The sequence below is a fragment of the Nocardia sp. GCM10030253 genome, assembly GCF_042675075.1.
Taxonomy (GTDB): Bacteria; Actinomycetota; Actinomycetes; order Mycobacteriales; family Mycobacteriaceae; genus Nocardia.
Map to the genome: position 1 here is coordinate 264,980 of NZ_JBHTDL010000006.1, position 26,860 is coordinate 291,839.

Annotated in this window: 25 protein-coding genes; 7 read left to right on the forward strand and 18 right to left on the reverse strand. The window is 66.7% G+C overall.

Annotated elements, in window-relative coordinates:
- Positions 1–138: 138 nt before the first annotated feature.
- The 4 genes from lspA (at position 139) to ACFQZZ_RS13560 (ending at position 3,127) form a co-directional block, all read left to right on the forward strand.
- Positions 139–825, forward strand: coding sequence for a signal peptidase II (gene lspA, locus ACFQZZ_RS13545; protein ID WP_378680513.1), 687 nt, complete (start codon positions 139–141; stop codon positions 823–825).
- The gene (locus ACFQZZ_RS13550; RefSeq protein ID WP_378679122.1) at positions 822–1,748 is read left to right on the forward strand and encodes an RluA family pseudouridine synthase; all 927 of its coding nucleotides are present in this window, start codon (positions 822–824) and stop codon (positions 1,746–1,748) included. Before lspA ends, ACFQZZ_RS13550 begins: the two co-directional genes overlap by 4 nt.
- Positions 1,741–2,418: a hypothetical protein gene (locus ACFQZZ_RS13555; RefSeq protein WP_378679125.1), complete on the forward strand. Its 678-nt coding sequence runs from the start codon at positions 1,741–1,743 to the stop codon at positions 2,416–2,418. The genes ACFQZZ_RS13550 and ACFQZZ_RS13555 overlap by 8 nt, the downstream gene beginning before the upstream one ends.
- Before the next feature lie 163 nt (positions 2,419–2,581).
- Positions 2,582–3,127, forward strand: a complete 546-nt coding sequence (locus ACFQZZ_RS13560; RefSeq protein ID WP_378679128.1) for a hypothetical protein — start codon at positions 2,582–2,584, stop codon at positions 3,125–3,127.
- Here the strand turns inward: ACFQZZ_RS13560 and ACFQZZ_RS13565 are convergent.
- The 3 genes from ACFQZZ_RS13565 to ACFQZZ_RS13575 form a co-directional block, all read right to left on the reverse strand.
- Positions 3,115–3,801, reverse strand: a complete 687-nt coding sequence (locus tag ACFQZZ_RS13565; RefSeq protein ID WP_378679131.1) for a TetR/AcrR family transcriptional regulator — start codon at positions 3,799–3,801, stop codon at positions 3,115–3,117. The genes ACFQZZ_RS13560 and ACFQZZ_RS13565 overlap by 13 nt on opposite strands.
- 53 nt (positions 3,802–3,854) lie before the next feature.
- Positions 3,855–4,673 (reverse strand): PhzF family phenazine biosynthesis protein, encoded by an 819-nt coding sequence (locus ACFQZZ_RS13570; RefSeq protein WP_378679134.1) that lies wholly within the window; start codon positions 4,671–4,673, stop codon positions 3,855–3,857.
- 79 nt (positions 4,674–4,752) lie between these two features.
- Positions 4,753–7,176: an HAD-IC family P-type ATPase gene (locus ACFQZZ_RS13575; RefSeq protein WP_378679137.1), complete on the reverse strand. Its 2,424-nt coding sequence runs from the start codon at positions 7,174–7,176 to the stop codon at positions 4,753–4,755.
- Positions 7,177–7,211: 35 nt separating this feature from the next.
- On the opposite strand from ACFQZZ_RS13575, the gene rarD reads away from it, so the two are divergent.
- The gene (rarD, locus tag ACFQZZ_RS13580; protein ID WP_378679140.1) at positions 7,212–8,126 is read left to right on the forward strand and encodes an EamA family transporter RarD; all 915 of its coding nucleotides are present in this window, start codon (positions 7,212–7,214) and stop codon (positions 8,124–8,126) included.
- A gap of 28 nt (positions 8,127–8,154) precedes the next feature.
- Here the strand turns inward: rarD and ACFQZZ_RS13585 are convergent, their stop codons facing one another.
- The 5 genes from ACFQZZ_RS13585 to ACFQZZ_RS13605 form a co-directional block, all read right to left on the reverse strand.
- On the reverse strand, positions 8,155–8,349 hold the full coding sequence (locus ACFQZZ_RS13585; RefSeq protein ID WP_378679143.1) for a hypothetical protein: 195 nt from the start codon (positions 8,347–8,349) through the stop codon (positions 8,155–8,157).
- The gene (locus tag ACFQZZ_RS13590; RefSeq protein ID WP_378679146.1) at positions 8,346–9,032 is read right to left on the reverse strand and encodes a hypothetical protein; all 687 of its coding nucleotides are present in this window, start codon (positions 9,030–9,032) and stop codon (positions 8,346–8,348) included. The genes ACFQZZ_RS13585 and ACFQZZ_RS13590 overlap by 4 nt, the downstream gene beginning before the upstream one ends.
- A 373-nt stretch (positions 9,033–9,405) precedes the next feature.
- Positions 9,406–12,675 carry an arabinosyltransferase domain-containing protein gene (locus ACFQZZ_RS13595; protein ID WP_378679148.1) on the reverse strand — a complete coding sequence of 1,090 codons (3,270 nt, stop codon included), beginning with the start codon at positions 12,673–12,675 and terminating at the stop codon, positions 9,406–9,408.
- A 106-nt stretch (positions 12,676–12,781) separates the two neighbouring features.
- Positions 12,782–13,285: a hypothetical protein gene (locus ACFQZZ_RS13600; protein WP_378679151.1), complete on the reverse strand. Its 504-nt coding sequence runs from the start codon at positions 13,283–13,285 to the stop codon at positions 12,782–12,784.
- Positions 13,286–13,376: 91 nt separating this feature from the next.
- Entirely contained in the window at positions 13,377–14,705 is a 1,329-nt protein-coding gene (locus ACFQZZ_RS13605) for a DNA polymerase IV (RefSeq protein ID WP_378680516.1), read from the reverse strand.
- 386 nt (positions 14,706–15,091) lie between these two features.
- Between ACFQZZ_RS13605 and ACFQZZ_RS13610 the strand changes: the two genes are divergently transcribed.
- Complete coding sequence (locus tag ACFQZZ_RS13610) at positions 15,092–15,967, forward strand: UTP--glucose-1-phosphate uridylyltransferase (protein WP_378679153.1); 876 nt, start codon at positions 15,092–15,094, stop codon at positions 15,965–15,967.
- Positions 15,968–16,116: 149 nt separating this feature from the next.
- On the opposite strand, the gene ACFQZZ_RS13615 is transcribed toward ACFQZZ_RS13610, so the two are convergent.
- On the reverse strand, positions 16,117–16,632 hold the full coding sequence (locus tag ACFQZZ_RS13615; RefSeq protein WP_378679155.1) for an NlpC/P60 family protein: 516 nt from the start codon (positions 16,630–16,632) through the stop codon (positions 16,117–16,119).
- Between the two features lie 308 nt (positions 16,633–16,940).
- On the opposite strand from ACFQZZ_RS13615, the gene ACFQZZ_RS13620 reads away from it, so the two are divergent.
- Positions 16,941–17,084 (forward strand): hypothetical protein, encoded by a 144-nt coding sequence (locus tag ACFQZZ_RS13620; RefSeq protein ID WP_378679157.1) that lies wholly within the window; start codon positions 16,941–16,943, stop codon positions 17,082–17,084.
- Positions 17,085–17,135: 51 nt separating this feature from the next.
- Here ACFQZZ_RS13620 and ileS read toward each other — a convergent pair whose 3' ends face one another.
- The 9 genes from ileS to ACFQZZ_RS13665 all read right to left on the reverse strand — a co-directional run bounded on the left by ileS (position 17,136) and on the right by ACFQZZ_RS13665 (position 26,858).
- A complete protein-coding gene (gene ileS, locus ACFQZZ_RS13625; RefSeq protein ID WP_378679160.1) occupies positions 17,136–20,267 on the reverse strand; it encodes an isoleucine--tRNA ligase in 3,132 nt (1,043 codons plus the stop codon).
- A gap of 290 nt (positions 20,268–20,557) precedes the next feature.
- Positions 20,558–20,758, reverse strand: coding sequence for a hypothetical protein (locus ACFQZZ_RS13630; RefSeq protein WP_378679163.1), 201 nt, complete (start codon positions 20,756–20,758; stop codon positions 20,558–20,560).
- Positions 20,759–20,822: 64 nt separating this feature from the next.
- The gene (locus ACFQZZ_RS13635) at positions 20,823–21,683 is read right to left on the reverse strand and encodes a DivIVA domain-containing protein (RefSeq protein WP_378679166.1); all 861 of its coding nucleotides are present in this window, start codon (positions 21,681–21,683) and stop codon (positions 20,823–20,825) included.
- Positions 21,684–21,752: 69 nt separating this feature from the next.
- On the reverse strand, positions 21,753–22,055 hold the full coding sequence (locus ACFQZZ_RS13640) for a YggT family protein (RefSeq protein ID WP_228000883.1): 303 nt from the start codon (positions 22,053–22,055) through the stop codon (positions 21,753–21,755).
- An 89-nt stretch (positions 22,056–22,144) separates the two neighbouring features.
- A complete protein-coding gene (sepF, locus tag ACFQZZ_RS13645) occupies positions 22,145–22,927 on the reverse strand; it encodes a cell division protein SepF (protein WP_378679169.1) in 783 nt (260 codons plus the stop codon).
- 107 nt (positions 22,928–23,034) lie between these two features.
- Positions 23,035–23,799: a YggS family pyridoxal phosphate-dependent enzyme gene (locus tag ACFQZZ_RS13650; protein ID WP_378680519.1), complete on the reverse strand. Its 765-nt coding sequence runs from the start codon at positions 23,797–23,799 to the stop codon at positions 23,035–23,037.
- A 20-nt stretch (positions 23,800–23,819) separates the two neighbouring features.
- Positions 23,820–24,548: a peptidoglycan editing factor PgeF gene (pgeF, locus tag ACFQZZ_RS13655; RefSeq protein ID WP_378679172.1), complete on the reverse strand. Its 729-nt coding sequence runs from the start codon at positions 24,546–24,548 to the stop codon at positions 23,820–23,822.
- A gap of 120 nt (positions 24,549–24,668) precedes the next feature.
- A complete protein-coding gene (ftsZ, locus tag ACFQZZ_RS13660) occupies positions 24,669–25,910 on the reverse strand; it encodes a cell division protein FtsZ (protein WP_378679175.1) in 1,242 nt (413 codons plus the stop codon).
- Positions 25,911–26,189: 279 nt separating this feature from the next.
- Positions 26,190–26,858 (reverse strand): cell division protein FtsQ/DivIB, encoded by a 669-nt coding sequence (locus tag ACFQZZ_RS13665; protein ID WP_378679177.1) that lies wholly within the window; start codon positions 26,856–26,858, stop codon positions 26,190–26,192.
- Positions 26,859–26,860: the final 2 nt, after the last annotated feature.

The following is a 26,860-nucleotide window of genomic DNA, read 5'->3' on the forward strand; positions in this document are numbered from 1 at the left end:
GCACACCCGACCGCGCGAGCCGAGGAGTGTGGGGGGAAGACAACACCGTCACGAGGATCAGAGTACGACCGCTTCCTGAGTGTCAGCTGGGACATGCGGGTGACCGCGTGTAACCAGCCCATGCTTGCTCGAGAGATGATGGTCGGCGTGAGTGACGACCGACCGCCAGAGGACAGCACTGCCAGTGCACCGACCGAACCGGTGCCATCGACCCCTGGGCTATCGACCGAAAAGGAGGCGGCCGCCACGGCCGCGCCCTTGCGGCTGCGGACACTGCTGATCATCGCGGCGGTGCTGCTCGGACTGGATCTGCTCACCAAGGTGATCGCGGTCGCCCAGCTGACGCCCGGCGAACCAGTGTCGATCATCGGCGATTTCGCGCGACTGACGCTGGTGCGCAATCCTGGCGCGGCGTTTTCGATGGCGACCGGCATGACCTGGCTGCTGACGCTGGTCGCCGCGGGCGTGGTGATCGGCGTGATCCGCATCGGGCGCACGCTGCGCTCGCTGTGGTGGGCGATCGGGCTCGGCATGGTGCTCGGCGGCGCGCTCGGCAATCTGGTCGACCGGTTGTTCCGTGCGCCGGGACCGCTGCAGGGGCATGTGGTCGACTTCGTCGCGATCGGCTGGTGGCCGGTGTTCAACGTGGCGGATTCCTCGATCGTGTGCGGAGCCATCCTGCTCGTGGTGCTGACGGTGTTCGGGTTCGAACCCGACGGCGGCCGCACCGGCCGTGATTCCGACACCGCGCCGGACCGGGATCTGCCCGACGGCAAGGATTCCGACAGCAAGCCCGAGAACACCGGACAGGAGAACGCGGCATGAGGGAAACCAGAACCATGCCCGTGCCCGACGGGCTCGACGGCATGCGCGTCGATGCGGGTCTTTCGCGATTGCTCGGCTTGTCGCGCACCGCGGTGGCCGCGCTGGCCGAGGACGGCTCGGTGCAGCTCGACGGCGTCGCCGCGGGCAAATCCGATCGCCTCGTCGGCGGGGCCTGGCTGGAGGTCGAATTCCCGGAACCGAAGCGGGAACTGACGATCGAGGCCGAAGCGGTGGAGGGCATGACCATCCTGTACGCCGACGACGACATCGTCGCGGTGGACAAGCCGGTCGGCGTCGCGGCGCATCCCGGTGTCGGCTGGAGCGGACCGACGGTGGTCGGCGGGCTGGCCGCGGCCGGCTACCGCATCTCCACCTCCGGCGCGCACGAACGCCAGGGCATTGTGCACCGGCTCGACGTCGGTACCTCCGGAGTGATGGTGGTCGCGCAGTCCGAGCGGGCCTACACCGTGCTCAAGCGTGCCTTCAAGCAGCGCACCATCGATAAGCGGTATCACGCGCTGGTGCAGGGGCATCCGGATCCGAGCAGCGGCACCATCGACGCCCCCATCGGCCGGGCCCGCGGCAACGACTGGAAGTTCGCGGTCATCGCCGACGGACGCCCGAGCATCACCCACTACGACACCGTCGAGGCCTTCCAGGCCGCCAGCCTGCTCGACATCCACCTGGAAACCGGCCGCACCCACCAGATCCGGGTGCATTTCTCCGCGATCCGTCACCCATGTTGCGGCGACCTCACCTATGGCGCCGATCCGCGCCTTGCCGAGCGCCTCGGCCTGGAACGCCAATGGCTGCATGCCCGCGCCCTCGGCTTCAACCATCCCGCCGACGGCCGGTACCTGGAGATCACCAGTGAGTACCCGGCGGACTTGAAGAACGCGCTCGACGTCCTGCGCAATGCCTGAACCAGGCCCTCGGTCCACACCTCGGCGCGCAATCGCCGTCGCGGTGGCGGCTGTCGGTCTTGTCACGCTCATGGCGGTGCTCGGCAAGCTGAATCCACCGGTCCCGTCCGGCGTCTCCACCGACCGGCTCGGCCCCGAACGGGGCGAGCCGGTCGCGGAGTACCTCGCCCGAGCCGATGACTCGCTCTCCGGCTCGGACACCGACGAGCACTGGGCCCTGGTCTCCTTCACCGAAACCCTTACCCCCGACCGGATTCCGGCACACAGCGGCGGCCTCCGCATTGCCCAGGTAATCCACCAGGCCCAGATTCCCCGCGTCCAAACTCCGCTGGTCACCGTCCAGGTCCCGGCAGGCGACGCGGTAGCGGTCGCCTCGGCCGACAACGCGGCCTGGCAACTGCTCGCACAACCCGTCTCCGACGAGCGCTTCGCCCGCATCGTCGCGATCTCGGCGGCCCGCCTGCGCGCAGGCTGCGCCTGCACCGTCGGCCTTGTCGTCCGCGGCACGCTCCCCAACCTCCGAGTCCTGGCCACCCAGAACGGAATCCGCGCCGTCCAAGCCCTCCCCTCGGACGCCGTATCCGGCCGCTTCGCCGTGGTCCCGCTGCTGCCGGACCAGACCGGTCTCGTGCTGCCCGGTCCGGACGACGGCCCGCTGCCCGAGCGTTGACAAGGCGACGGCCGAGCGCCGACCGACTCCTCGGCGCCTGCTGAAGCACCCACGACCTGACCACACCTGACCTTTCGATCAGTCGATGTCTCGATATTGAACTTAGTTCAAGTAGGCCGTATCCTCCGACTTGAACTAAGTACAAGAGACCTCGGGAGAGATCATGCCTATGGCAGTGGTTGCTTCGACACTTCAGTTCTTTTTGGCGGCAACATTTTTCGTCATACCCGTGATCGCCTATCGCTACGGAGACGGTGCGCAGCAGGCCGCCGAAGCCGAGATGATTCGGCAGGGGTCGTCGGCGGCGGTGTTGGCCGCGCACCGGATCAGGTTCGCCGAGAGTGGACGGGAGACGATCCTCCCCTTCGGCATCGGAGTGGCGCTGGCGGTGCTCGGATCACTGACGCTCGCCGGGATCGAGGCCGGACGGATCGCGTCGTGGATCCTCGAACTGATCGTGCTTGTCGTGGTCGGCTTCATTACGGCAGGGCAGATTTTCGCGGCACGGTACACCGAGGCGGCGTTCCGGAAATCGAGCGACGTCGCGGTCCGCGCGCTCGACGGGCGAGCCGTAGTCGAGGCCGCGGCGCGTGAGTTTCCAGCCGCACTGCGCCCACTCGGCATAATCCGCTTCGCGCTTGCGACGCTGGGTTCGATTCTGGTGATCGTGCTGCTGACCACTCCGGCGGCGGGGGCCTACTTCGGCTGACGAGCTCTCGACTGCGCTTGCAGGCCGTCGAGAATGGTGTCGAGGCCGAACTCGAAGGCGGACCGGCTCGATGGGCCAGCGTCGACCTCGGGCGTCGACAGCACGCGCTCGCGCAGCCTGGGAAACTGCCGTGCGACCTCACCCATGTGGGCCAACGTCTCGCGCAGCTGCTGTTCCTCGTCCGCGCCCGCACGGCGCAGTCGAGCCCGCCACGCCAGCTCGGCGGCTTCGCCCTGCGCGGCGCCGATCGCGAACATGAGTACGGTCGCGGCGGCTTGATCGGCCTCGGCTCCGCTGAAACCCTCGGCTTCGTAGACCGCGAGGCAATGGTCGTCATAGCGGGCCTTGCCCGGGCCGTAGATCAGGTGCGTCCCCATGGTCGACACCAGCCAGAAGTGCCTGCTCACCATGTCGTGCACCCCGTGCGCGAGCGCCGCGGCGGCCGCCCGCCAGCCGAGTTGCGCGGCGTCGGGTAGCTCGATCTCGCTCCAGACATGGTCCCCGGCCAGCACCACCAGTTCGTCCTTGCTCTTGACGTACCAATACATCGCCGTTGGCGCCGCGCCGAGTTCCGCACCGAGCCGCCGCATGTTCAGGCCGCCGACGCCCTCGGCGTCCAGCACCGCGACGGCGGCCCGGATGATCTGCTCCCGAGTCAGCGTGGTGCGCGGCATCTCATCACCCTATCCACACCCGGCACCCTGGAAGTCGATGCCGCGGGTCCGCCTCAGTCCGGCAGCGTCACCACGCCGTCGAGGTAGCGGCGGCAGCGGCCGATGAGCAGCACACGGTCGCCTGCGAGCTCGCAGCGCATGCTGCCGCCGCGATGGGACAGTTGGCGGGCGGTGAGCGCGGTGCGGCCGAGTTCGCGGGTCCACAGCGGAACCAGCTGAGCGTGCGCCGATCCGGTGACCGGGTCCTCGATCACACCGAGATCCGGGCCGAAAACCCGGGAGACGATGTCTGAAGTCTCGCCGCGGGCGGTGATGACCGCGTCGAACGCCAGCGGCGGGAAAGCCGCGAAGTTCGGGTGGGCGTCGCGCACTTCCTGTTCGGAACCGAGGACGATCACCTCGTCGAATCCGGTGAACGCGCGCAGCGGGCGCACGCCGAGTGCGTCCACGAGCACGGGATCGGGCTCGACCTCCCTGGATTCGAGCGCGGGCAAGTCGAGCACGTACTCGTCGTCGTCGGTGCGGTCGACGTGCAGCCAGCCGCTGCGAGTGAAGAAGCTCACCCGATCCTCGCCGGGGTGGATGTCTTCGAGGATCTGCACCGCCGAGGCCATGGTGGCGTGGCCGCACATGTTCACCTCGAGGGTCGGCGTGAACCAGCGCAGATGGAACGCGGGCCACTCCCCCGGTCGCGCGCCGGCCTCCGGGGGTAATTGCGGGGTGTAGAAGGCGGTTTCGGCGAGGTTGTTCTCCTCCGCCAGATTTTGCAGCAGCTCGTCGGGCAACCACGCGGACAGCGGCATGACCGCGGCTGGGTTGCCCGAGAACGGTGCGTCGGCGAACGCGTCGATCTGGTGCAGCAGTACCTCCATATTCGAGAAGGTACTCCAACACCGAATGATCGCCTCGCACAAGGTATCTCGCGGCGCGGCGAGTCAGATGTCCAGTTCGTCAGGCTCCGCCGCCGGGGGCGGCGGGAAGCAGTTTTCGTCCCTCTCCGTGCAGCGCCGCACTGATCCACCAGGCGGCCTCGACGAGCGCGATACCGACGGCGCCGCAGATGATCGCCGCGGTGGTGAGCCTGATGTTCGAGGGGTCGAGCTTGAAGAAGTGCCGAGTGAACGGGACGGTGAACAAGAACAAGTACGCGACAACCGAAGTCGTGATGAGCACGACCTTCCACCACACGTACGGGCGCGCCACGATGGCGAGCACCCATACCGCGATCATGATGAGCGTGATCAGCGCTGTGGTGCCCGCCTGCTCTTTCTGCTGCTCGCTGGCATCCGGTCCGGCGTAGGCGATCAGGTAGGACACGAAGGTCGCGACGCCGATCACCACGCCGGAGGGAATGGCCAAACGCAGCACACGGGGGACGAATCCGGTGCGGGCCCGCTCGTTGTTCGGCGCCAGCGACAGAATGAACGCCGGGATGCCGATGGTGAACCAGGCCGCGATCGTGACGTGTCTCGGCAGGAACGGATACGGGATCGGCTCATAGTGGAAAATCTCCGAACCGACACCGGCGATACCGACGAGGAAGGCCAGCAGCACCGCGTACACGGTCTTGGTGAGGAACAGGTTCGAGACCCGCTCGATATTGCCGATGACCCGGCGGCCCTCGCCGACCACGTACGGCAGCGTCGCGAACTTGTTGTCCAGCAACACGATCTGCGCGACGGCGCGGGTCGCGGGACTACCCGCGCCCATCGCGACGCCGATATCGGCATCCTTCAGGGCGAGCACATCGTTCACGCCGTCACCGGTCATGGCGACGGTGTGGTCGCGCGACTGCAAGGCGGTCACCATGGCTCGCTTCTGGTCCGGGCGCACCCGCCCGAAGGTGGTCTCGCGTTCCAGGACGTCGGCGAGTGCGTCGCGATCATCGGGCAATTCGCGCGCGTCGACCGCGTGGTCGCCACCGGGGAGGTCGAGTGAGGAGGCCACCGCGCCCACCGACACCGCATTGTCGCCGGAGATCACCTTGATCGAGACGTCCTGGCTGGCAAAGTATTCGAGCGTCGCGCGGGCATCGGGACGGATCTTCTGCTCGAGCACGACAAGGGCGGCGGGCGCCACGGTGCCTGGAGCGTCGGGGGCGTCGACGGGGCGGTCGCTGCGCGCGAGCAGCAGGATGCGCAGGCCGGACGAACCGAGTTCCTCGGCGACCCTGGCATCTTCGGACGCCGGGTCGAGCAGCACATCGGGCGCACCGAGCAGCCAGTCGCCGTGCTCGCCGTAGGAGTACCCGCTCCATTTCTTCGCCGAGGAGAACGGAGCGACCGCGGTGTGCTGCCAGCCGGGACCGTCGGGCAGCTCCTCACCGATCGCCTGCACGCTCGCGTTCGGGCGCGGATCGTCGGTTGCCAAGGCGGCCAGCGCCTTCCGCACCTCGGCGTCGTCCGCATCGCCGAGCACCTTGATATCCGACAGGCGCATCCCGTTCTCGGTCAGGGTGCCGGTCTTGTCGGCGCACACCACATCCACACGGGCCAGCCCCTCGATCGCCGGCAGTTCCTGCACCAGGCACTGACGCCGACCGAGCCGCACCACGCCGACCGCGAACGCGACCGAGGTCATCAGCACCAGGCCCTCCGGCACCATCGGCACCAGTGCGGCGACCATGCCGCTGACCGCGGGCCGCCAGCTTTCCTTGCTGGAGAACAACTGGTTGTAGACGCTCAGCAGACCCGCGGGAATCAGCAGATACGTGATGACCTTCAGGATCGTGTCGATGCCGCTGCGCAGCTCGGACTTCACCAGGGTGAATTTGCTCGCCTCCTCGGCCAGCTTCGCCGCGTAGGCGTCGCGACCGACCTTGGTGGCGCGGTAGGCGCCGCTGCCGGACACCACGTAGCTGCCCGACATCACCTCCGCGCCGACCTTCTTGTCCACCGGGTCCGCTTCACCGGTGAGCAGCGATTCGTCGATCTCGAGCTGCGCGGATTCCTCGACGGCACCGTCGACCACGATCTGATCGCCGGGACCGAGCTCGATGAGATCGTCCAGCACGACCTCGCGCGGCGCGAGTTCCAACGACTTGCCGTCGCGGCGCACCGTCGGCTTGGCCTGGCTGACGATGGCCAGCTGGTCCAGGGTGCGCTTGGCGCGGATCTCCTGGATGATGCCGACCCCGCTGTTGGCGATGATCAGCAGGCCGAACATGCCGTCGATGATCGATCCGGTGGCCAGGATCAGGATGAACAGCACACCGAGGATGGCGTTGATCCGGGTGAAGACGTTTGCCCGGATGATGTCGCGTACCGATCGGCTGGCCCGGTCCGGGACGTCGTTGGTGAGCCCGTCGTTGCGACGTTGCTCGACTTCCGCCGTGGTTAGTCCGGTGGCACCCGATGCCTGCACGGTTATCGACATGACCGCAAGGCTACCGAGAAACTACGGTCAGTAGCGTGCGGCGTAGCAGCTCGGTCCCAGGTGTTGTCTTCGGTGCGGGCGCATTTTTCATCTGGGGTCTTTTCCCCGCGTTCTTCGGGCTGCTGGCGTTCGCCAGTCCGGCGGAGGTGGTAGCGCAACGGATTCTGTGGACGCTCGTGTTGGTGGTCGTGGTGCTGATGGCGACCGGACGACTGCGCGAGATGCGCGGGGTCGACGCGAAGACCTGGCGGCTCGCCGCGGTGGCCTCGGCGGCGCTGTCGCTGAACTGGGGTGTGTATGTGTTCGGGGTCACCTCCGGGCACGTGGTGGAGTGCGCGCTCGGCTACTTCGTCAATCCACTGGTAACCGTGGCATTCGGCGTGCTCATCTTCCGCGAGCGACTGGCCAGGGCGCAGTGGGCCGCGCTCGGTCTCGGTGCCGTCGCGGTCGCGGTGCTCACCGTCGACTACGGCAGGCCGCCGGTCATCGCGCTCGCGCTGGCCTGTTCGTTCGCGACCTACGGATTGGTCAAGAAGGTGATCGCGCTCGATGCGCTGCGCGGGATCGCCGCCGAGGGCATGGTCGCGGCGCCGTTCGCGCTGGCGTTCGTCGTCGTGTCGGCGGTGGCGGGGGACAGCGAATTCGGGTCCGGCGCGGGGCATACCGCGCTGATGATGTCGACCGGTCCGGTGACGCTTGTTCCGCTGCTGCTGTTCGCCGTTGCCGCGCAACGCGTTCCGCTGTCCACCATGGGCCTGCTCCAGTACCTCACGCCCGCCCTCCAGATGGCCTGGGGCATCGCTGTCGCCCACGAACCCATGCCCGCATCGCGCTGGGCCGGTTTCGCACTGATCTGGGCCGCACTGGCCATCTTCACCACCGATGCCCTACGCCGCGCCCGGAATAGTAGGCGGACCAGGGTGCAGGCGATCGGTGCTGGAGGCAGTTAGTTCGGCGCCGTGTAGTTCGGCACCGCGCTCACAATCGCTCGGCTTTGCGTTTCCATTCGTCGATAAGAGCGCGGTTGCGTACTTCGAACTCGCTGCGATCAGCGTCGGGCCAGGTGTCGGCATCCATGTCGAGTCCGCGAGCGACAACAAATTCCATGAAATGATCCGACATTGCCTTGCTACGCGCTCGGATGAAATTTTCTTCAGCGGGTGACACGTTCATAGAACCCTCATTCCGAACCATCTCGAAGTCTTCATCAATTTTTCGCCGAGCGAAACTTTTTCGCCACGCCCAGGATCAGCGCTTGTCAGGCTGGCCAGCTCGTTCGGAGAAGGATACTCAGCTGGGTTTCCCGTTCCAAACCTTCTGATAAAGTCGTCCAGCTGTGCCTTATCGGCGTCCGAGCATTTCCCGTATATTTTTGATATGCGTTCCTCGATAGAGGATCTCGATTTCGCTAGCAAGTTCGGGTCGTCGGTAATGTAGTCGTAGCCCGACCGCGCCCAGACGAGACCGCCATCATCCACTGCTTGCAGTTCAATTCGATCAACGCCAGACCGACGATAGTATTGATCCATCGAAGCATTGAATGTCGTCGCGAACCCCTTTCCCTGAGCCTTGGGAATCAAGGATAGATCGGCATTCTCGACAACCAACCGCCCTTGCGGGTCTCTATAAAATATGTTGGAGACAGTTCCAACATGCCTGCCGTACTTATCGGAAAGCATAGCATCGTATCGAATCCCGGGAACACCCTGGCCGCTTCTGATGGTCTCGGTCGCGTTCGAATATCGGACGTCGCGAAGTTGCAAAGTATACGGACCGTATTGTCGTTCGATCCCGGACAACAGCGAACGCAATTCCGCGTTGGTCGCAGTCGGTCCCACACGGAGAAGTTCACTCATCTGTGGCACATCCGAAAGGTCGGTCAGCGGGGCACGACGACCAGGCGCAGATCCAGCCGAATGGGTCGCGGACGACCCGGCCTCCATGTCTGCGGCACTTCTGCCGATGGCATCGGCGCTATCGCCATCACCCCGAGGGGAAACCCGCCCGACCTCATCCACTCCGGCGGCGTGTCGCCTGACCAATCCGGCTGGCCCCTCCTCCGACTTACCGAATGCGGCGGTCAGGCGTTGGGCACACTCACGAAACCACGCAGATGGACCCATTCACCGAACTCTCCGCCACAGCTGTGATCGCCGACTGCCGAACCGCATCCTCGGATGCTACGGAAACCGTGCTCCGTTGACGAGCCGGTTCCCTGTGCCCGGGCGCTCAGTAGTCCGTGTTGATGTGCCCCGGGGTCCAGAGTCCGGAGTGGTCTTGTTCAGAGATCGTCGGCCGTGCCGGATCTGCGCTCGAATCGATCCTGCTGAACTGCTGGAGCTCGCCCCAGTCGCGCCGCCAGTCGTTGTTCAGGTAGGTGGCCAGGCTGCGGGAGCGCAGCAGCAGGTCGGTCCAGCCGAGGGGGCCGCCGCCGTCGTGGCTCTGCCACAGGCTGGTGATTTCGGCGCCTGGGCGGTCGGGCAGGATTCGGTAGGCCGGGATTTCGGCCATGCCGTTGCGGTGGTCGTAGGGACGCTGGTTCGGGAACTGCAGTCCGACCATCCAATCGGTCAGCACCGGGACCTTCGAGCCGACGAACTCGTCGAGCGTCCTGGTCTGTGGCACCCGCGGCGGGGTCAGCGCCAGCCACTGCTTCGGGTTGCGGTCCCGGTCGACGGCGACGATCCGGATCACGTCGGCACCGTCCGGAATGTCGGTGAACGACACCCGCAGGTTCCGCCACGACGGCGCAGGGCCGATGTCGATCGGGGTGATCCGGCCGAGGGCTTCCGCGGTCGTCGCGGAATCGGTGGCACCGTACTCGATTTCGAGAGTCTGCCCCGGCGTGACGATGCCATCGGCGTCGACCGACCTGATCCGCCCTGCCGCGCTCAGCACGAAAATGCCCGCGCGATCACCCGGGTCGGGCAGGCGATACCAGCCGGTGGTCAGGCCGGCGGGGCCCGCGTCGCCGGAACGGTAGGTGCCGAGCATCGGCGTGGTCGCCGGGTCGAGACCGAATGGCAATGCGGCACTTGCTGTTCCGGCGGTGTTCTCAGTGGCCGACTTGCTGCTGAGGACGTCGGCGATACTGCCGGAGGAGCTCGCTTCGTCGTCAGGGCGCAGATCGTTGGCGACACCGTTGCCGCTGAATCCGGTTCCGCTGCTGCCCGCCAATGTGCTGACCGCGTCGCCGGTCAAGGGCCGCAGCATCCCCGCATTCGGATCGGTCTCGACCAGCACCTGGCCGGCAAGCCCTGACGTATCCCCCGACACCGCGGCGATATTCGAGCGCGCCAGCGAGAACGCCGGATACTGCGCCACCGCCGCCTTGGCGAACGAGCCGACGTCCCACACCACGAGCAACGCAAGCGCGATGGTCAGCGGCGGCAGCAGCGACACTCGCCAGGCGAATCGCGAAATCCGATGCGGTGTACCGGGTTCCGGCGCACGAATGTGCCACCACGCAGCCACGACAAGCAACAGTACAGTCGCGACGAGGAACAACTTGTTGAGCCCGAGCCCGGCAACGACGGGCGGCTTGTCCCACCACGGAATGCCGTAAGACGAGACGTACCACCACTTGTTGGGCCCGGAGAACACCAGCGCGAGCACGAACGCGAGCAGCCCGGCGAACAGCGCCCGGTTACGCGGCGCCCGCAATACCCGTGGGCCGACCGCCATGGCGGTGACCATCGCGACGGCCCCGGCCACCCCTGCGTACACGCCGAAGTGATGAGTCCACTTGGTAGGCGTGATCATGACCAGCAGCAGCGCGCCGACGGTGACGCCGAGGATGCGTCGCGTCGGGCCTGCCGCGGTCCGCGGGATCCGGCCGCCCTTGCGCAGCAACATGAGCACACACACGGCCAGCCCGACCAGCATCGCGAAGACGCCGATCCGGCGGCCGACCGAACCGTCGGTCTCGCCTTGGAACAGGTACTGGTAGCGCAGATAGTCGTCGAACCACTGCACATCCGGGCCGACGATGTGATGTACGCGCTTCATCTCGAACATCGCCGCAAGCGGCTGGTCGGCGAACATCACCGCCAGCGCGACGACGCCTGCCGCAAGCAGCGGGGCGAGCAACGTCGCGTAGCCGATGACCCGCGCGCGCACCGAACCCTCGCCACCGATGCGGGCCATGATGATTCGCGCGACCGGCCGCAACCCCGCAAGCAGCGCGGCGATACAGATGACACCCGAGGGCCCTGCCGTGCAACTGAACGCCGCGACCAGGATCGCCAGGCCTGCGGGCAGCAACCGCCGAGTCCCGATGGCGCGTTCGACCAGGCACCACGTCAGCAGCAGCCCGAGCGCGACCGGCGGTTCCGGACGCAACCCGTTGTCGTAGGCCAACCAGATGGTCAGGAAGCCGAGCGCCCCGGTCCACATCGCGACCCGGTTGTGCCGCACCGCGACTCCGAGGCGGGGCGCCGCCTCACGGCTGAGCAGCAGCCACATCAGCACACCGCAGAGCAGGGCGGGCAGCCGCACCCATGGGCTGGCGGTGCTCACCTCCGTCATGAGCCGGATCAGGTCGTAATACGGTGTCCCGACCGGATTTTCGGGCACCCCGAAATACGCGAAGTAGTTGGCCATATAGCCCGCGACGCCGGACGCGCGCGCCATGCCGAACTGGTAACCGTCATCGGAGGTGGTGGAGCCGATGAAATACCACAGCACCATCGTGCCGAGCACCACGCCGTCGAGCAGGGAGAACATCCACCAGCGCTGCGGGAGGACCCGACGCGTGCGGCGGCCGTCGCGCCGATCGAGCCGGTACAGCGCGACCAGCGAAACGACGGTGCACAGCACCGCAAGCCAGATCGCCGCGCGCTTTATCGGCGTGGGAGTGGAGGAGAACCTGGTGTCGAGTGCCGCGGTGACCCGCGCGCCGTCGGCACTGGCCAGATCACTGAAGACGCCGACCATTTGTGGTCGGAAGTCGCCGTTGAGCACCACCGGGAAGCCCGGAGCTTCGAATCCGACCAGGGTGGCGGTCGCGCTGGTGGTGTCGGCGTGCACGGTGAGCTCGCAGCCAGGGACCAATTGGTCGACCGGAACGCTGAGCAGCGCCTGGTTTCTCAGCACCACGTCGAGTCGCGCCGCAGTGTCGGCGCGGGGTGGCTGCACTCGTGCGACGAACCCGTACCGCTCGAGATTCGGCGCTCCTGCCGGTCCGGTCGCGGCGAGCACGCCGCCGGTGAGGCTGAGCTGGTTGATCGCCGCGCAGGGCAGGGTGGCGTCGAAAGTCAGTGGCGCATAAGAGACCAGCGGGGCCTCGATACTGCGTGCGGATCCGGCCTGCGGCCAGGTCAGCGTCGCCGCGTCCACGCGCACCGGCAGCAAGGGCACTGCCACCGCGAACAGTGCGCCGAGCAGACCCGCGATCAACGCGACGGGCGCGGCCCATCCCCCACGTCTCTTCGGTTGTGCCGTCCCGGGCTCGGATGCCTCGACGGACGGCTGCCCCGCCCACACCATCGTGTCAGCCACGGTGCCCGATAGTAGCGGAATAGTTTGCCGACGAAACTTGTTGGCTGCGTGCCGTGGAGGCGCGGCCGACCCCCGAAACTGCAGGGGCCGACCGACACCGAAAGAACTAGCTGGTGCAGGCCACCGACTGCTGGCCGAGGTTGCTCAGCATGGTGCAGGCCCAGGTCTTCTGGACCTTCCACTTGCCGTCTTCGGCGACGAAGGGCACGTCGACGATGTTGGTCTGGCCGTTGATGGTGAAGTTCGCCTTGGCGTTGACGCTGTCACCGAAGGGCGTCACCTCGGTGACGGCGACCTGGATGTTGGCGCTCTTGGCGGCCTCGGCGAGGCGGTTGGGCAGCTCCGGGTCGGCCTGCGCACCCTGGACCATGTCGAGCTTGTCGGCGTTCGGGATGGACGGATCCAGCGCCTTCTGCAGTGCGGTGTTCAGCTCCGCCACGGTCGGGACCGGCGGCAGGTTGTTCGCCGACGCCGCGGCCGCGGCGCTGGTCGTAGTGCGGGTCGGCGTGGCGGTTTCCTTCTTGTCGTCGCCACCACATGCGGTCATGCTCAGGGTGGCGGCGATGGCCAGGCCGGCGATCGCGATGCGTCCAGTCTTACGAAGCTTCAACTGCTCGTCCTTTACGTTCGAGTAGGTACGGGTCAACCCGGGCAGCGTCCAACCGAACCTGCGCCGCTGCACGAGTATCACAGGCTACCGGTCAGCGGAGACTGCCTAGTGGATCAGCCCGGGACAAACTGATGTCGTCGGCAGCGAAAGTACGCGCCGGACCCGGCCCTGTCGAGCTGGTCTCGAACCGGACGGTGACCACACCGAGTCCGGCGCCCTGCACCCAGCCGTGTCCGAATTCGGGGTGCGCCACGTCCATGCCCGAATACCACTGGGCCGCCCGCCTGGTCGACGAATCGGCTTGCGGCGCCTCGGAACCCGGCTCCGCGACGGGAGCAGGCACCCACTCGGGCTCCTCGCTGTGCTCTTCGACCGGCGATTGATCCAGTTCGGGGAACAGCGATTCCTGCCGCACCGTCGAGAGTCCACCGAAGCTCACGCCGACCAACCGGATCGGGCCGAGCTCGGCAGGATCGATCGCGGAGCGCTGCGCGGCGGTGCCCAGGGTCGCCAGATCCGCTGTCGCGTACGGCAGGGTGAACGACCTGGTCACGATGCTCATGTCGGATTTCTTCAGCTTCAGCACCACCGTGCGGGCGGCGCGTCCGTCCTTGTCGAGCCTGGCGTGCGCGGCACCGGCCATCGCCTCGATCGCGGGCCGCAGCTGGGCGAGGGTGACGATGTCGCTCTCGTAGGTGGTTTCGGCGCTGATCTGTTTGGCCTCGGCGCGTTCGGCGACCGGGCGGTCGTCGATGCCGCGGGCCAGCCGATGCAGCGCCGCGCCGATGCTGCCGCCGAGGATCGATACCGCCTCGGACTCGGGCAGCGCCGCGAACGCGCCGACGGTCTCGATGCCGAGCGAGCGCAGCCTGCTCTCGGCCACCGGCCCGATACCCCACAGTTTGCGCACCGGCAGACCGGCAAGCAGCCGATGCTGCTCATCCGGCGAAACCACCCGGATCCCATCGGGTTTGGCCAGGCCGGAGGCAATCTTGGCCAGCTGCTTGCCGGTTCCTGCCCCGACCGAGGCGACCAGCCCGGTCCGCTCACGCACCAGCCTCCGCAGGTGCTCGCAGAATTCGTGCACCTGCTGCGCCGTCGCCCCGGCCAATTCGGCGGGCTCGCCGAACGCCTCGTCGAACGACAATGTCTCCAGCACCGGGATCCGGCTGCGCAACGCGTCGAACACCTGCGCGCTCAGCACGCTGTACACGGCTCCGCGCGGCGGCACCACCACCGCGGCGCCGCCGACCAGCCGTCGCGCCTGATGCATCGGCATCGCCGAGCGCGCGCCGAACACCCGCGCCTCGTAGCTCGCACCGGCGACGACACCGCGCCCGCCCGTGCCACCCACCAGAACGGGGCGACCGCGCAGGGTCGGACGGGTCAGTTGCTCGACCGAAGCGAAGAAGGCATCCATGTCGATGTGCAGCACCCATCGCCGGGCCGCGCGGCTCGTGGCAGACGCCGCCACACCCGCCGCGGTCGCACCCGCCGCACCGAGGACGCCGCCTGCCGCGCCTGCGGCGATGGCGGTGTTGTCGGTGCTCACGACCCGAAATCTACGCCGCCCTACCGACAGATCGGGCACCCGCCGAACTGTGCGGTCACTGTCGGGTTGCCGCAGATCTTGGGTAAAGGCCATTGAAGCCTTTACGGCGCGTTCCCGAACCACCCCCGCTGCGGCGAAACGGCCGTGACCTGGCCCGATCCGGCAGGCAACCCGAGGTATACGTGCCAGGTCGCGGAACCGCCGAAGGTCGGGGATCGGACTTTTCGGCCACCGAGGTATGTGATGATCGGTTCATGAAGATCCGCAAGGCCGTGATCCCGGCCGCCGGAATCGGCTCCCGGCTCCTCCCGCTGACCAAGGCCATCCCCAAAGAGATGCTGCCGGTCGGCGACAAGCCGGTCATCGAGCACACCGTCCGTGAGCTGGTCGCGTCGGGCATCACCGACATCACCATCGTCGTCAGCAGCGGAAAGTCGTTGATCCAGGACCACTTCCGACCCAACCCCCAATTGGTCGCGCAGCTACGCGCGGACGGCAAGACCGCATACGCCGACGCCGTCGAGGAGGTCGGCGAACTCTCCCGGCTCGGCCACATCACCTATCTCGACCAGCACGGCCCCTACGGCAACGGCACCCCGGTACTGAACGCGGCCCGCAACGCGGGTGACGAACCGATGCTGGTCCTATGGCCCGACGACGTCTTCGTCGCCGAGGTGCCGCGCGCCCAGCAGCTCATCGACGCCTACGAGGCCACCGGCGCGCCGGTGCTCGCGCTGATGCCGATGGACCCGTCCGAATCCCAGCGCTACGGCGTACCGGTGGTCGCCGACGACCAAGGCAACGGCCTGCTGCGCATCACCGGCCTGATGGAGAAGCCCAAGCCGGAGGACGCGCCGTCCGACTTCGCCGCGATCGGCGGCTACGTGGTCACTCCCGGCATCGTCGATGAGCTGCGCAGGCAGACCCAACGCTGGTACGAACACCGCGAGGGCGAGGTCTACCTGACCGACGCCATCAACGTGCACGCCGCCGAAAACCCGGTCTTCGGCCAGGTCATCAACGGCCGCTGGTACGACACCGGCAACCCCGCCGACTACCTGGTCGCCCAATTCGCCTCGGCCCTGGCGCATCCCGAGTACGGACCGCGAGTGCGCGCCCTCGTCGACTGACGCCGCGCAGGACTCTCCGGCCGCGAGACGGCCCTGGTCCGGCTGCCTCTTCCATCAGCATGCGCAGCCGGCCGGGCCGCACCAGTGATCCGGTTGAATGGTGGCTCGACAGAGCCCGCGGCGCGACCGGCGTCGCGGACGAGCAACGCTCAGAAGCGACGAATGGTGAAGATGTCGAACTCGTTCAGCGGGCTCAGTCCGACCGGCACGCCCCAGTCGTAGGCGTTGAAGATCTGCCCGAACCCGGCGTAGATGCCGACGTGGGAGGCGTCGCGGTTCAACACAACCACATCGCCCGGCGAGAGCGCTCCGAACGGAACCGGCATCCCCACCCTGGCCTGCTGCCACGTTGTCCGCGGCAAATTCACCCCCACCTGGCGAAACGCCCATTGGACCAGAGCCGAGCAGTCCCAGGTGAAGGGGCCGGCCGCGCCCCATTCGTAGGCCTTGCCTGTCTGCGTCACGGCCGCCGCGAGCGCTCCGAGCCCGTGCGAGCTCGGTACCGGCAGCATCGCCGAGCCGCTGGAGCTGCCCGACCCGGATCCGGATGCCGAGCCGGACCCCGCACTTCCGGAATCCCCCCAGACCGGACTCGCGAGAACGACTGTCACGACGGTGGACACCAGAAACCCGATGGCTATCCGGTGCAATGGTTTCCTCGTCACGTGCTTCGCCCCTTCCGTCGACCCGGCTACCGCGCGGCACCGGCCTCATCGATGGGGTGGAGCCGCACCTCACAGCACCTGTGCCGTAGCAACTGCTCGCCGACCGCTTGTCAGCGCGAATCCGCAACCAGCACAAGGTATTTCAGGTAGATCAGTACAGCACGAACATTCACTGCCGTAACAGGAGTACACCTGCGCACCAGCAGTAACAAATCCGATTGTGCCGCCCCCTTCAAGATCGCGACAAGAGTTCCAGCAAATCTTCAGCATGTGATCTTGATCACAGTCAACTGCTCGCGAACGTGGTGATGGCCGAGCTGACCATCGAAGCCACGCACAAGACCGGTGAGCCGGTCCGGATGGTGGCGGGCGAGACGTTCGTGATGCGCGAGGCCAAGATCGCCGAACGCCGGGCCTACCTGATCGCGCTCACCGAGAACGACTACACATAGCCAGGGGCGGGACCGCGTCGGTCCCGCCCCTGGCTGTCGATCGGATCCCGATCAGACCTTGGCGAGGGAAACCCGCACGCCGCCGACGATTTCGGCGGCATCGGCACCCGGGTCACCGAAAGTCAGCTCGGTGGCGAGGATTTCACCGGCGATGAGGTCGCGATGGGTCTGCGCCCACGCCGCCCGCTCCGCAGGCACCTCGAGGACCACCGTGATGCGGTCGGAAACCTCCAGTCCGGCGGACTTTCGGGTCTCCTGCAGATCGCGGATCACATCGCGGGCCCAGCCCTCGGCCTCCAGTTCCTCGGTCACCACCGAATTCAGCACCACCAGACCGGCATTGCCCGGCAGCGCCGCGGTGGATTCGGGCTCGGCGGCGACCAGGCGCTGGGTGTACTCCTCCGGGAGCAGCTGAATACCCGCCGCCGTGACAACACCGTCGGCGTCCTCGGACCACTCGCCCGCCTTCACCGCCTTGATCACCGCCTGCACGTCCTTGCCGAGGCGCGGGCCTGCGGCGCGAGCGTTGACGACCAGCTCGAAGCGGCCGTGTACGGCGACGTCGGTGGTCAGATCGACCTTCTTGACGTTCACCTCGTCGGCGATGATGTCCGCGTAGGGACGCATCCGGTCGGCGTCGGGCGCTGCGATGGTGGCCTCGGCCAGCGGCAGCCGCACCCGCAGGTTCTGGGCCTTGCGCAGACTCAGCACCGTCGAGCAGACCACGCGGACCTCGTCCATCGCGGCAACCAGTTCCGGATCCTCCGGCAGCTCACCCTCCTTGGGCCAGTCGGCGAGGTGCACCGACCGCTCGCCGGTCAACCCGCGCCAGATCGCCTCGGAGATCAGCGGCAGCAGCGGTGCGGCCAGCCTGGTGACCACCTCGAGCACCGTGTGCAGAGTGTCGACGGCGTCGCGATCCTCGCTCCAGAAGCGCGAACGCGACCGGCGCACATACCAATTGGTGAGGGCATCGGCAAAGGAGCGCAGTTCCTCGCAGGCGCCCGCGATGTCGTAGGTCTCCAGCGCTTCGGTCATCGCGTCCCTGGTCTCGGCCAGCTTGGCCAGGATGTAGCGATCCAGCACGTTCGTCGAGTCGGTGCGCCACGTGCCCGGCTGGGATGCGTAGAGCTGCAGGAAGGTCCACGCATTCCACAGCGGGCGCAACGCATGGCTGACGCCTTCGCGGATACCACGCTCGGTGACGATGAGGTTGCCGCCGCGCAGGATCGGCGAGCTCATCAGGAACCAGCGCATCGCATCCGAGCCGTCCCGATCGAACACCTCGTTCACGTCCGGGTAGTTGCCCTTGGACTTGCTCATCTTCAGCCCGTCGTCACCGAGCACGATGCCATGCGCGGCAACGGTTTTGAAGGCGTGGCTGTCGAAAAGGGCGGTCGAGAGCACGTGCAGCGTGTAGAACCAGCCACGCGTCTGCCCGTTGTACTCGACGATGAAATCACCGGGGAAGTGGCTGTCGAACCACTCCTTGTTCTCGAACGGGTAGTGCACCTGGGCATATGGCATCGAGCCCGACTCGAACCAGCAGTCCAGCACCTCCGGTACCCGGCGCATGGTCGAACGGCCCGTCGGATCGTCAGGGTTGGGCCTGGTCAGGTCATCGATCATCGGCCGGTGCAGGTCGGTCGGACGGACGCCGAAATCGCGCTCCAGCTCGTCGAGCGAGCCGTACACATCGGTGCGCGGGTAGGCCGGGTCGTCGGACACCCACACCGGGATAGGGCTGCCCCAGTAGCGATTGCGGCTGATGTTCCAGTCCCGCGCACCCTCCAGCCACTTGCCGAATTGGCCGTCGCGGATGTGTTCGGGTACCCAGCTGATCTGCTTGTTGAGCTCCACCATCCGGTCGCGGAACTTGGTGACCGCGACGAACCAGGACGGCACCGCCATGTAGATCAGCGGCTGGCCCGAACGCCAGCTGTGCGGGTAGGAGTGCTCGATCGTCTCGTGCCGCAACAGCTTTCCCGCGGCCTTGAGGTCCTTGATGATCACCGGGTTGGCGTCGAAGACCATCATGCCCTCGTACGGCGGCACCATCGAGGTGAACTTGCCGCCCGGATCCAGCGGCTGCACCAGCTCGATACCGTTGATGGTGGCGACATCCATGTCCTCCTCACCGAAAGCGGGAGCGAGATGGACGATTCCGGTGCCGGAGTCGGTGGTGACGTAGTCGGCGGTCAGGACCCGGTGGGCCCGTGGATGACCGACGAAGAAGTCGAACGGCGGCTCGTAGGACAGGTCGGCGAGCGCGGCGCCGTCGTACTCCGACAGCACCTCCGGCTCCTCGCCGAACTCGCGGGTGTAGTGCGATGCCCGTTCGGCGGCCAGCACGTACCGCTTGCCGTCGGCCGCGCGCAGGTGCACATAGCGCACGTCCGAGTGCACCGCGATGGCGAGGTTGGACGGCAGGGTCCACGGCGTGGTGGTCCAGATCAGCGCATTCGCGCCGTCGAGCGCGTGCAGCGGATGCTCGGCGGGCACCCGCAACACCATGTCCACGGTGACGGCCGGGTCCTGACGCATCTTGTAGGCGTCGTCGAGGCGGGTCTCCTGGTTGGACAGCGGGGTCTGCTCGTACCAGCTGTAGGGCAGCACCCGGAAGCCCTGATAGATCAGGCCCTTCTCGTGCAGCGACTTGAACGCCCACATCACCGACTCCATGAAGTCGAGATCCAGTGTCTTGTAGTCGTTGTCGAAGTCGACCCACCGCGCCTGACGCGTCACGTAATCGCGCCATTCCCCGGTGTAGCGCAGCACCGAAGATTTACAGGCGGCGTTGAATTCCGCCAGCCCCATCTCGTCGATCTGTGATTTGTCCGTGATACCGAGCTGCTTTTCCGCCTCGATTTCCGCGGGCAATCCGTGACAGTCCCAGCCGAATCGCCGATCGACGCGCTTACCGCGCATGGTCTGGAATCGCGGAACCAAGTCCTTCACATAGCCGGTGAGCAAATGCCCGTAATGCGGCAGACCGTTGGCAAACGGAGGGCCGTCGTAGAAGACGAACTCCGCTGCACCCGAACGGTTTTCGATGCTGGCACGGAAGGTGTCGTCGTCCGTCCACGCGTCGAGGACACGTCGCTCCAGGTCAGGGAAGGAAGCCCCGCTGCCCGCGCCGAGATCGACGCGTGGGTATGCGCTACTGGAAGTGTCGTCCGCCATCGCGGATGCCGTCTCCTCGTGCCGCCGCGCCGTGGGCGCGTATGTGTCAGCACGGGGACGATTCCGGCGCCGGTTGCGCCGATACCGCGGTACCACCCCGCTTGTCCAAGGAGAACTGCCCTGGACCTCTCGTTGTGAGCTGTGACGGGCTCGCCCGTTCGGTTCTACTGAGCGTGCCGAGCGTTCGCTCGTGGCGCCGTTCTTCCGAAGACTCCCCGGTGATGGCCGGATCTACGCCGCATATGTTTGATTCTAGCCAGTGCGGTCAAACCAGTTTCCGTGGCCCGACCTCAACGCTTGGCGTGTCGCCCCGGCGGCGGCGTGGAATCACTGTCCGGACTCCGCATCGACAACGCACTCACCAACAACAGCACCGCACCCAGCACACAGACAACGATGCACCCCCACGCCCACACCACCGATCCGGTAGTCAAAGCGGCCACTAGCAGGGCAAAACCGATAGCAGCGAGGACGAGTGTCAAGACGAGCATGATGACCCCCTAGGCATGCCAGGCGGCAGGACTACACAGGCGACTGGTCGGCCTGAGGACGAGACTACTTGCCGCCCTTGGCAAACGACGCAGGCGCGAGGTTGTTGGCCGTGTTCGCGTCGGCGAAGGCCTCGCCGCCGTCGACCGGAACGGCCGAGCCGCGGTTCTCCAGCTCCTCGAGCTGTGATTCCAGGTAGGACTTCAGCCGCACGCGGTATTCGCGTTCGAAGGTCTTGAGCTGCTCGATCCGGCTCTCCAGCACGCTGCGCTGCTGGGTGATGGTCGCCATGATCTCGGTGTGCTTGCGCTCGGCATCGGCCTGCAGGGCGTCGGCCTTTTCCTTCGCCTGCCGCAGCTGGTTGTCCGAACGGTTCTGCGCGTCCGACAGCATCGCATCCGACTTCTGACGGGCGTCGGCAATCATGGACTCGGAGCGAGTCCTGGCGTCACCGACAAGTCGCTCGGAATTTGCCCGCGCGTTCGAAAGCAGGTTCTCCGCCTCGGACTTGGCGTCGCTGGTCAGCCGGTCCGCCATCTCCTGGGCGAGGCTGAGCACCTTGGCTGCCTGCAGATTCGCATCGGCACTCGGCGCTTCCTTGGCGACGGGCGCGGCCACCGGCATCGGGACGGGCGGCGGTGCCTGCTGCACCGGAGGTTTGATCGGCTCGGGTGGCGGCGGGGCCTGCTGCACCTGAGCCTTCACGTTATTTACGCTGGCAGGACCGCGATTCTTCTTGGCATCGGCCAGTTCCGCGTCCAGCTCGGCGACCCGCTGGCGCAGGTCGGCGTTCTCCTCGATCAGCCGCGAGAGCTCCTGCTCCACGAGATCCAGGAAGGCGTCTACTTCATCCTCGTTGTAGCCGCGCTTCCCGATCGGCGGTTTGCTGAACGCGACGTTGTGCACATCGGCTGGGGTCAGCGGCATGGAAGGATCCCTTCACGCGTCTTTTGGAGATCTAGCAGATCTAGCAAGCTATCTTCTCGGTTCATTCTGTCACACCGGGGCTACCGGTTGCCCGAGCCTGCCCACGATCGACATCAGGATGAAGACGATGAAAAGCAGGACCATAATCGACAGGTCGAGTCGAATTCCCCCCAGTGACACCGGTGGTATCAACCGCCTCAGGAGTTTCACCGGAGGGTCTGTGATCGTGAAGATCACCTCGAGGATGACGACGACGAAGCCGCTCGGGCGCCAGTCGCGCGCAAAGCTACGGATGAACTCGACGATCACCCGGCTGATCAACAACAGCCAGAAGATGAACAGTACGAAGTACAGCACCGCGAACAAGGCCACGACTTCACTCTGCCCGAAAATCCCCGCCGCGCAAAATGACCACACCGCCCCATGTGCGACAGGTCTGAGACCACCCCCGGATCACACCGCTATTTCTGGTTGTAGAAGCCGGTTTCGGCGATCCTACGGCGCTCTTCGGCCGATACGTCCACGTCGGCCGGTGAGAGCAGGAACACTTTGGTGGCGACCTTGTCGAACGAACCACGCAGCGCGAAGGCCAGGCCCGCGGCGAAATCGACAAGCCGCTTGGCATCGGCGTTGCTCAGGTCGACCAGGTCCATGATCACCGGGTTGCCCTCGCGGAACCGCTCACCGATGATGCGGGCCTCGCTGTAGTCACGCGGGCGCAGCGTCGTGATCTTGGACAAGGGACCTCCGTCCTCGAAGATCCCCGGACGACGCGCGGGGGCGGGCTCGGGGCGCACGCGCTCTTCCAGCCGCCGCTCCTCGGCCTCGGGATCGACGGCGAGCGCACCCCTGGTGGCTCCCCGCATCATCGGCGCGCTGCCACCGGCACGGAATCGGCCTGCGGTCGGCGCAGACTCGATCCGGGTGGGGCGGCGCGGCGCCTCGTAGCGGTCGTCACCGTAGGAGTCGTCGGCATAGTCGTCCCGACGTGACACCGGGTACCCGGCCTTGTACGGCGACTTGTAAGCCGGCTCCGGGTAATCGGATTCATCGAAGCGATCGGCACCATACCGATCGTCCGAATAACGCGGGGCACCGTAGCCCGCGCGGTCGGAGTACTCACGGGGCCTACGGGTGGCACGCTCGTCCACACCCCGAGGGGCGTGCTCGGCGACGTAGTCGTCTTCGTAATCCTCGAGCGGAACCATGCCGAAGTACGCCTTGAACTTGTGCAGCGTGCTCATCTGGTCGACCTTCCTTCGGCCCCGGTGGCGGCCGGGTGTTGAAGTCTTGCTCAGCCCTCTTCTGTCCCAAAGCATATGTGTCGAATGTGACTGATGAGGTTTCTTTGCTACGCCGAGGTTATCGGTCGAGCGCCCATCAAGGCGGTTCCGACACGCACACAGGTGGAACCGTGTTCGATTGCCGATTCCAGATCACCGGACATTCCGGCGGAAAGTTCTCGCGCGTGGGGATGGTCGACGAGTAGTCGGCTATGCACCTCGGCGAGACGGGCGAACGCGGCCGCGGGGTCGACATCGAGCGGCGGAATGGCCATCAGCCCAGCCAGCCGCAGCCCTGCCGCGTCGGCAATCCGGTCCGCCAGCGCCGCAAGCTCTTCGGGTGCGACGCCGCCGCGGCCGGGGTCCTCGTCCAGGCTGACCTGAACAAGCACCCGAACCGGGTCGATCCGCTCTCCCGCGTCCAGCGCGGCGCGCGCCGCGGTGTCAAGAGCCATTGCCAATCGTTCGCTGTCCACGGAGTGCACCGCATAGGCCCAGCGCGCGACGATCCGTGCCTTGTTGCGCTGCAACCGGCCGATCATGTGCCACCGCGCATCCGGCAGTTCGCCGAGCTGGGCAACCTTCGCGGTGGCCTCCTGCTCCCTGGACTCGCCGAACTCGCGGCAACCCAATCGGTGCAGGATCGCGACATCGGAGGCCGGGAAGAATTTCGTCACCGGCAGCAGTCGCACCGATGCCGGATCACGCCCTGCCGTATGACAGGCCGCGCCGATCCGCTTGTTCAGTCCGGCGAGGTTCTCCGCCAGCTCCGCGGTCCTGCCGTCGACCGCGTCGGCCGCAAGGATTTCCAACTCGGTCGCGGCCGCGACCATGATTCGCTCGCCGCGCTCGCTCATGCGCCCGCCTGTGCCCAGATCACACTGCCCATCCTGCCGGTCGGCGCGCCGCGGCGGTGGCTGAACAGGGTGCGATCTTCGATGGTGCAGCGCGGGTCGACCGCGACGGCCGCGACACCGGCTTCGGTGAGCTGCCTGCGGATTCCGGCGCGCAGGTCGAGGGAGGGAGTGCCGCGTACGGTGGTGGTCGCGCTGCCGGGCAGGTGCGCCTCGACATCGGCGCGCATCGCGGCGGGCACCTCGTATTGGCGGCCGGAGGCGGCCGGGCCGAGGAAGGCGCCGATCCGATCGAGGCGAGCACCGACGGAGACCATCGCGTCGAGCACGCGCGGCACGATGCCGATGCGGGCTCCGATACGTCCGGCGTGCACGGCCGCGACCACACCCGCCTCGTCGTCGGACAGCAGAATCGGCACACAGTCCGCGGTCAGCACCACCAGCGCGAGACCGGGCACGGTGGTCACCAGTGCGTCGGTAGCGGGGACGGGCTCGGCCCTTGGGCCATCGACAATTTCGACATTGCGGCCGTGGATCTGTTCCATCCACACCAGGCGCTCCGGCGCCAGCCCGATCCCGTCTGCCAGCCGATCCCGATTGCGCTGCACTGTCGCCGGATTGTCCCCCACGTGATCGCCGAGATTGAACGAGTCGTACGGCGGCGCCGAGAAGCCCCCCGCTCGCGTGGTGGTCACCCGTCGAACGGTCAGCGTCAGCGCAGTTGTCATGACACCAGCCTAACGGCCGGTGCCGTCCCTCCCCGACTGCACGTATCCCACGTCACAGCCGTTTTCACCCCCTGCGGCCCAGCTGACACCGGGCCCCCGCCCCCGCCGAGATCCCGGTTCTTACCTGCGCATGAACGAGGGCACGTCGACGTCGTCGTCATCGTCGCCCGCATCCGGAGGTTCGATGTGCGAGCGCGAGTTGTTGGTGACCGTCGGCTCGGCGAGGGTGCGGGCGCGTTCGCTGTCCCTGTAGCTGGGCACGGCTCCCCGCGTCGAGGCGGGCTGACTTGCGGCAGAAGAGGTTTCGGTACGCGACGATGCCGCCACCTCGCTACTGCGGCTCTGCGCGATTTCGCCCGCGCGCGCCGATCCGATCGCGCCCCGGTTCACGGGCTCGAAGCTGCGCCGGGAGGGCGCGCCGCTGTCGAAGCCCGCCGCGATCACGGTGACGCGCACCTCGTCGCCGAGCGAATCGTCGATCACCGTGCCGAAGATGATGTTGGCCTCGATGTGCGCGGCCTCCTGCACCAGCGACGCCGCCTCGTTGATCTCGAAAAGGCCCAGGTCGGAGCCGCCCGCGATCGAAAGCAGTACACCGTGCGCGCCGTCCATGGACGCCTCGAGTAGCGGTGAATTGATCGCCGACTCCGCGGCTTTCACCGAGCGACCCTCGCCGCGCGCCGAACCGATACCCATCAGCGCGCTGCCCGCGCCGGACATCACGCTCTTGACGTCGGCGAAGTCGACGTTGATCAGGCCAGGCGTCGTGATCAGGTCGGTGATGCCCTGCACACCGTTGAGTAGCACCTCGTCGGCGGAGCGGAACGCGTCCATCAGGCTCACCGCGGCGTCGCCGAGTTGCAGTAGCCGATCGTTCGGAATGACGATCAGGGTGTCGCAGGATTCGCGCAGCAGGTTGATGCCCACCTCGGCCTGGTTGCCACGCCGCTTGCCTTCGAAGGAAAACGGCCTCGTGACCACACCGATGGTGAGCGCTCCGAGCTTACGTGCGATCTGGGCGACGACCGGCGCACCACCGGTTCCGGTGCCACCGCCCTCGCCCGCGGTGACAAAGACCATGTCGGCGCCCTTGAGCACCTCTTCGATCTCGTCTTTGTGGTCCTCGGCGGCCCGGCGGCCGACCTCGGGGTCCGCACCGGCGCCGAGGCCGCGGGTGAGTTCACGGCCGACGTCGAGCTTGACGTCGGCGTCGCTCATCAGCAGCGCCTGCGCGTCGGTGTTGACCGCGATGAACTCGACTCCCTTGAGACCCTGTTCGATCATCCGGTTGACGGCATTCACACCGCCGCCGCCGATACCGACGACCTTGATCACGGCAAGGTAGTTGTGCGGGGGCGTCATGGGCTCTCGCCTTCCTTCGATCTAAAGCCTGTCGTTTTCGGATTCTCGACACTCGGCCGGGAGCAAAACCCTCAACCTCAACCATAGGGTTGGCGTTATGTCAAGTATCCGACTGGTGCGGAACGCTATTCGCCGCCGCCGCGATCCGCGCGCAGGCGCGCCGAAACGAGTGAGGAGAATCTTGTGTGATCCCTCTCGTCTCGCCGCACAACACACAGTATCGTGGACGGTTGCCCCCGACGCCCCGTCCGAAAATTCCCTGGGCGCAATGGGTGTCGATCACCTTACCGTGACGAGATTCGGACTCGAAACGTCGTAGACCGTGCCGTCCCTGGTGAGCAGCGGCAAAACCACAGCCGCCTTGCGTTGGGCGTCGTTCGTCCCGCCCCACAGTACCGTCCGGCCGTCGCGCAAGTTCAGCGAAATATCCGAAATCGACCGCGCGACAACCTCGCCCACCTGACCGCTCAGTGCGGGCGGCAGCACGGCCAGCACCGATATCGCGGCCCTGGTGACAGGATCCTCGCCGCCGGGGTGCCCGGTGATCAGTTTCGGCACGTCGATCGGGGCGGGCTCGATCGCGAACTCGACACTCTCCGCGTCCATCAGGTGCGCACCCTGTGGGCTGTCGAAGAACAACACGGGGGTGCGCTCGACCACCGTCACTTTGACGGTGGACGGAAACACGCGCTGCACCCGAACTGTGTGCACCTTCGGGATGCTCGCCGCCCGCCCGGCCACCGACGTCGTATCGATACGCAACATCGAACGCCCCGACGGAATCTCCAACTGCTCGCGCAGCTGTTGTTCCGGCACCGCGACCAACCCGTCGATCTTGACGGTGCGCACCGAAAGCACCGGCGTGAACCAGGACAGCGCACCGAGGACGACGAGCAGGCACACGCCGAGCGATCCCCACAGCCGGATGCGTCGCCACGGCAACGGCATCG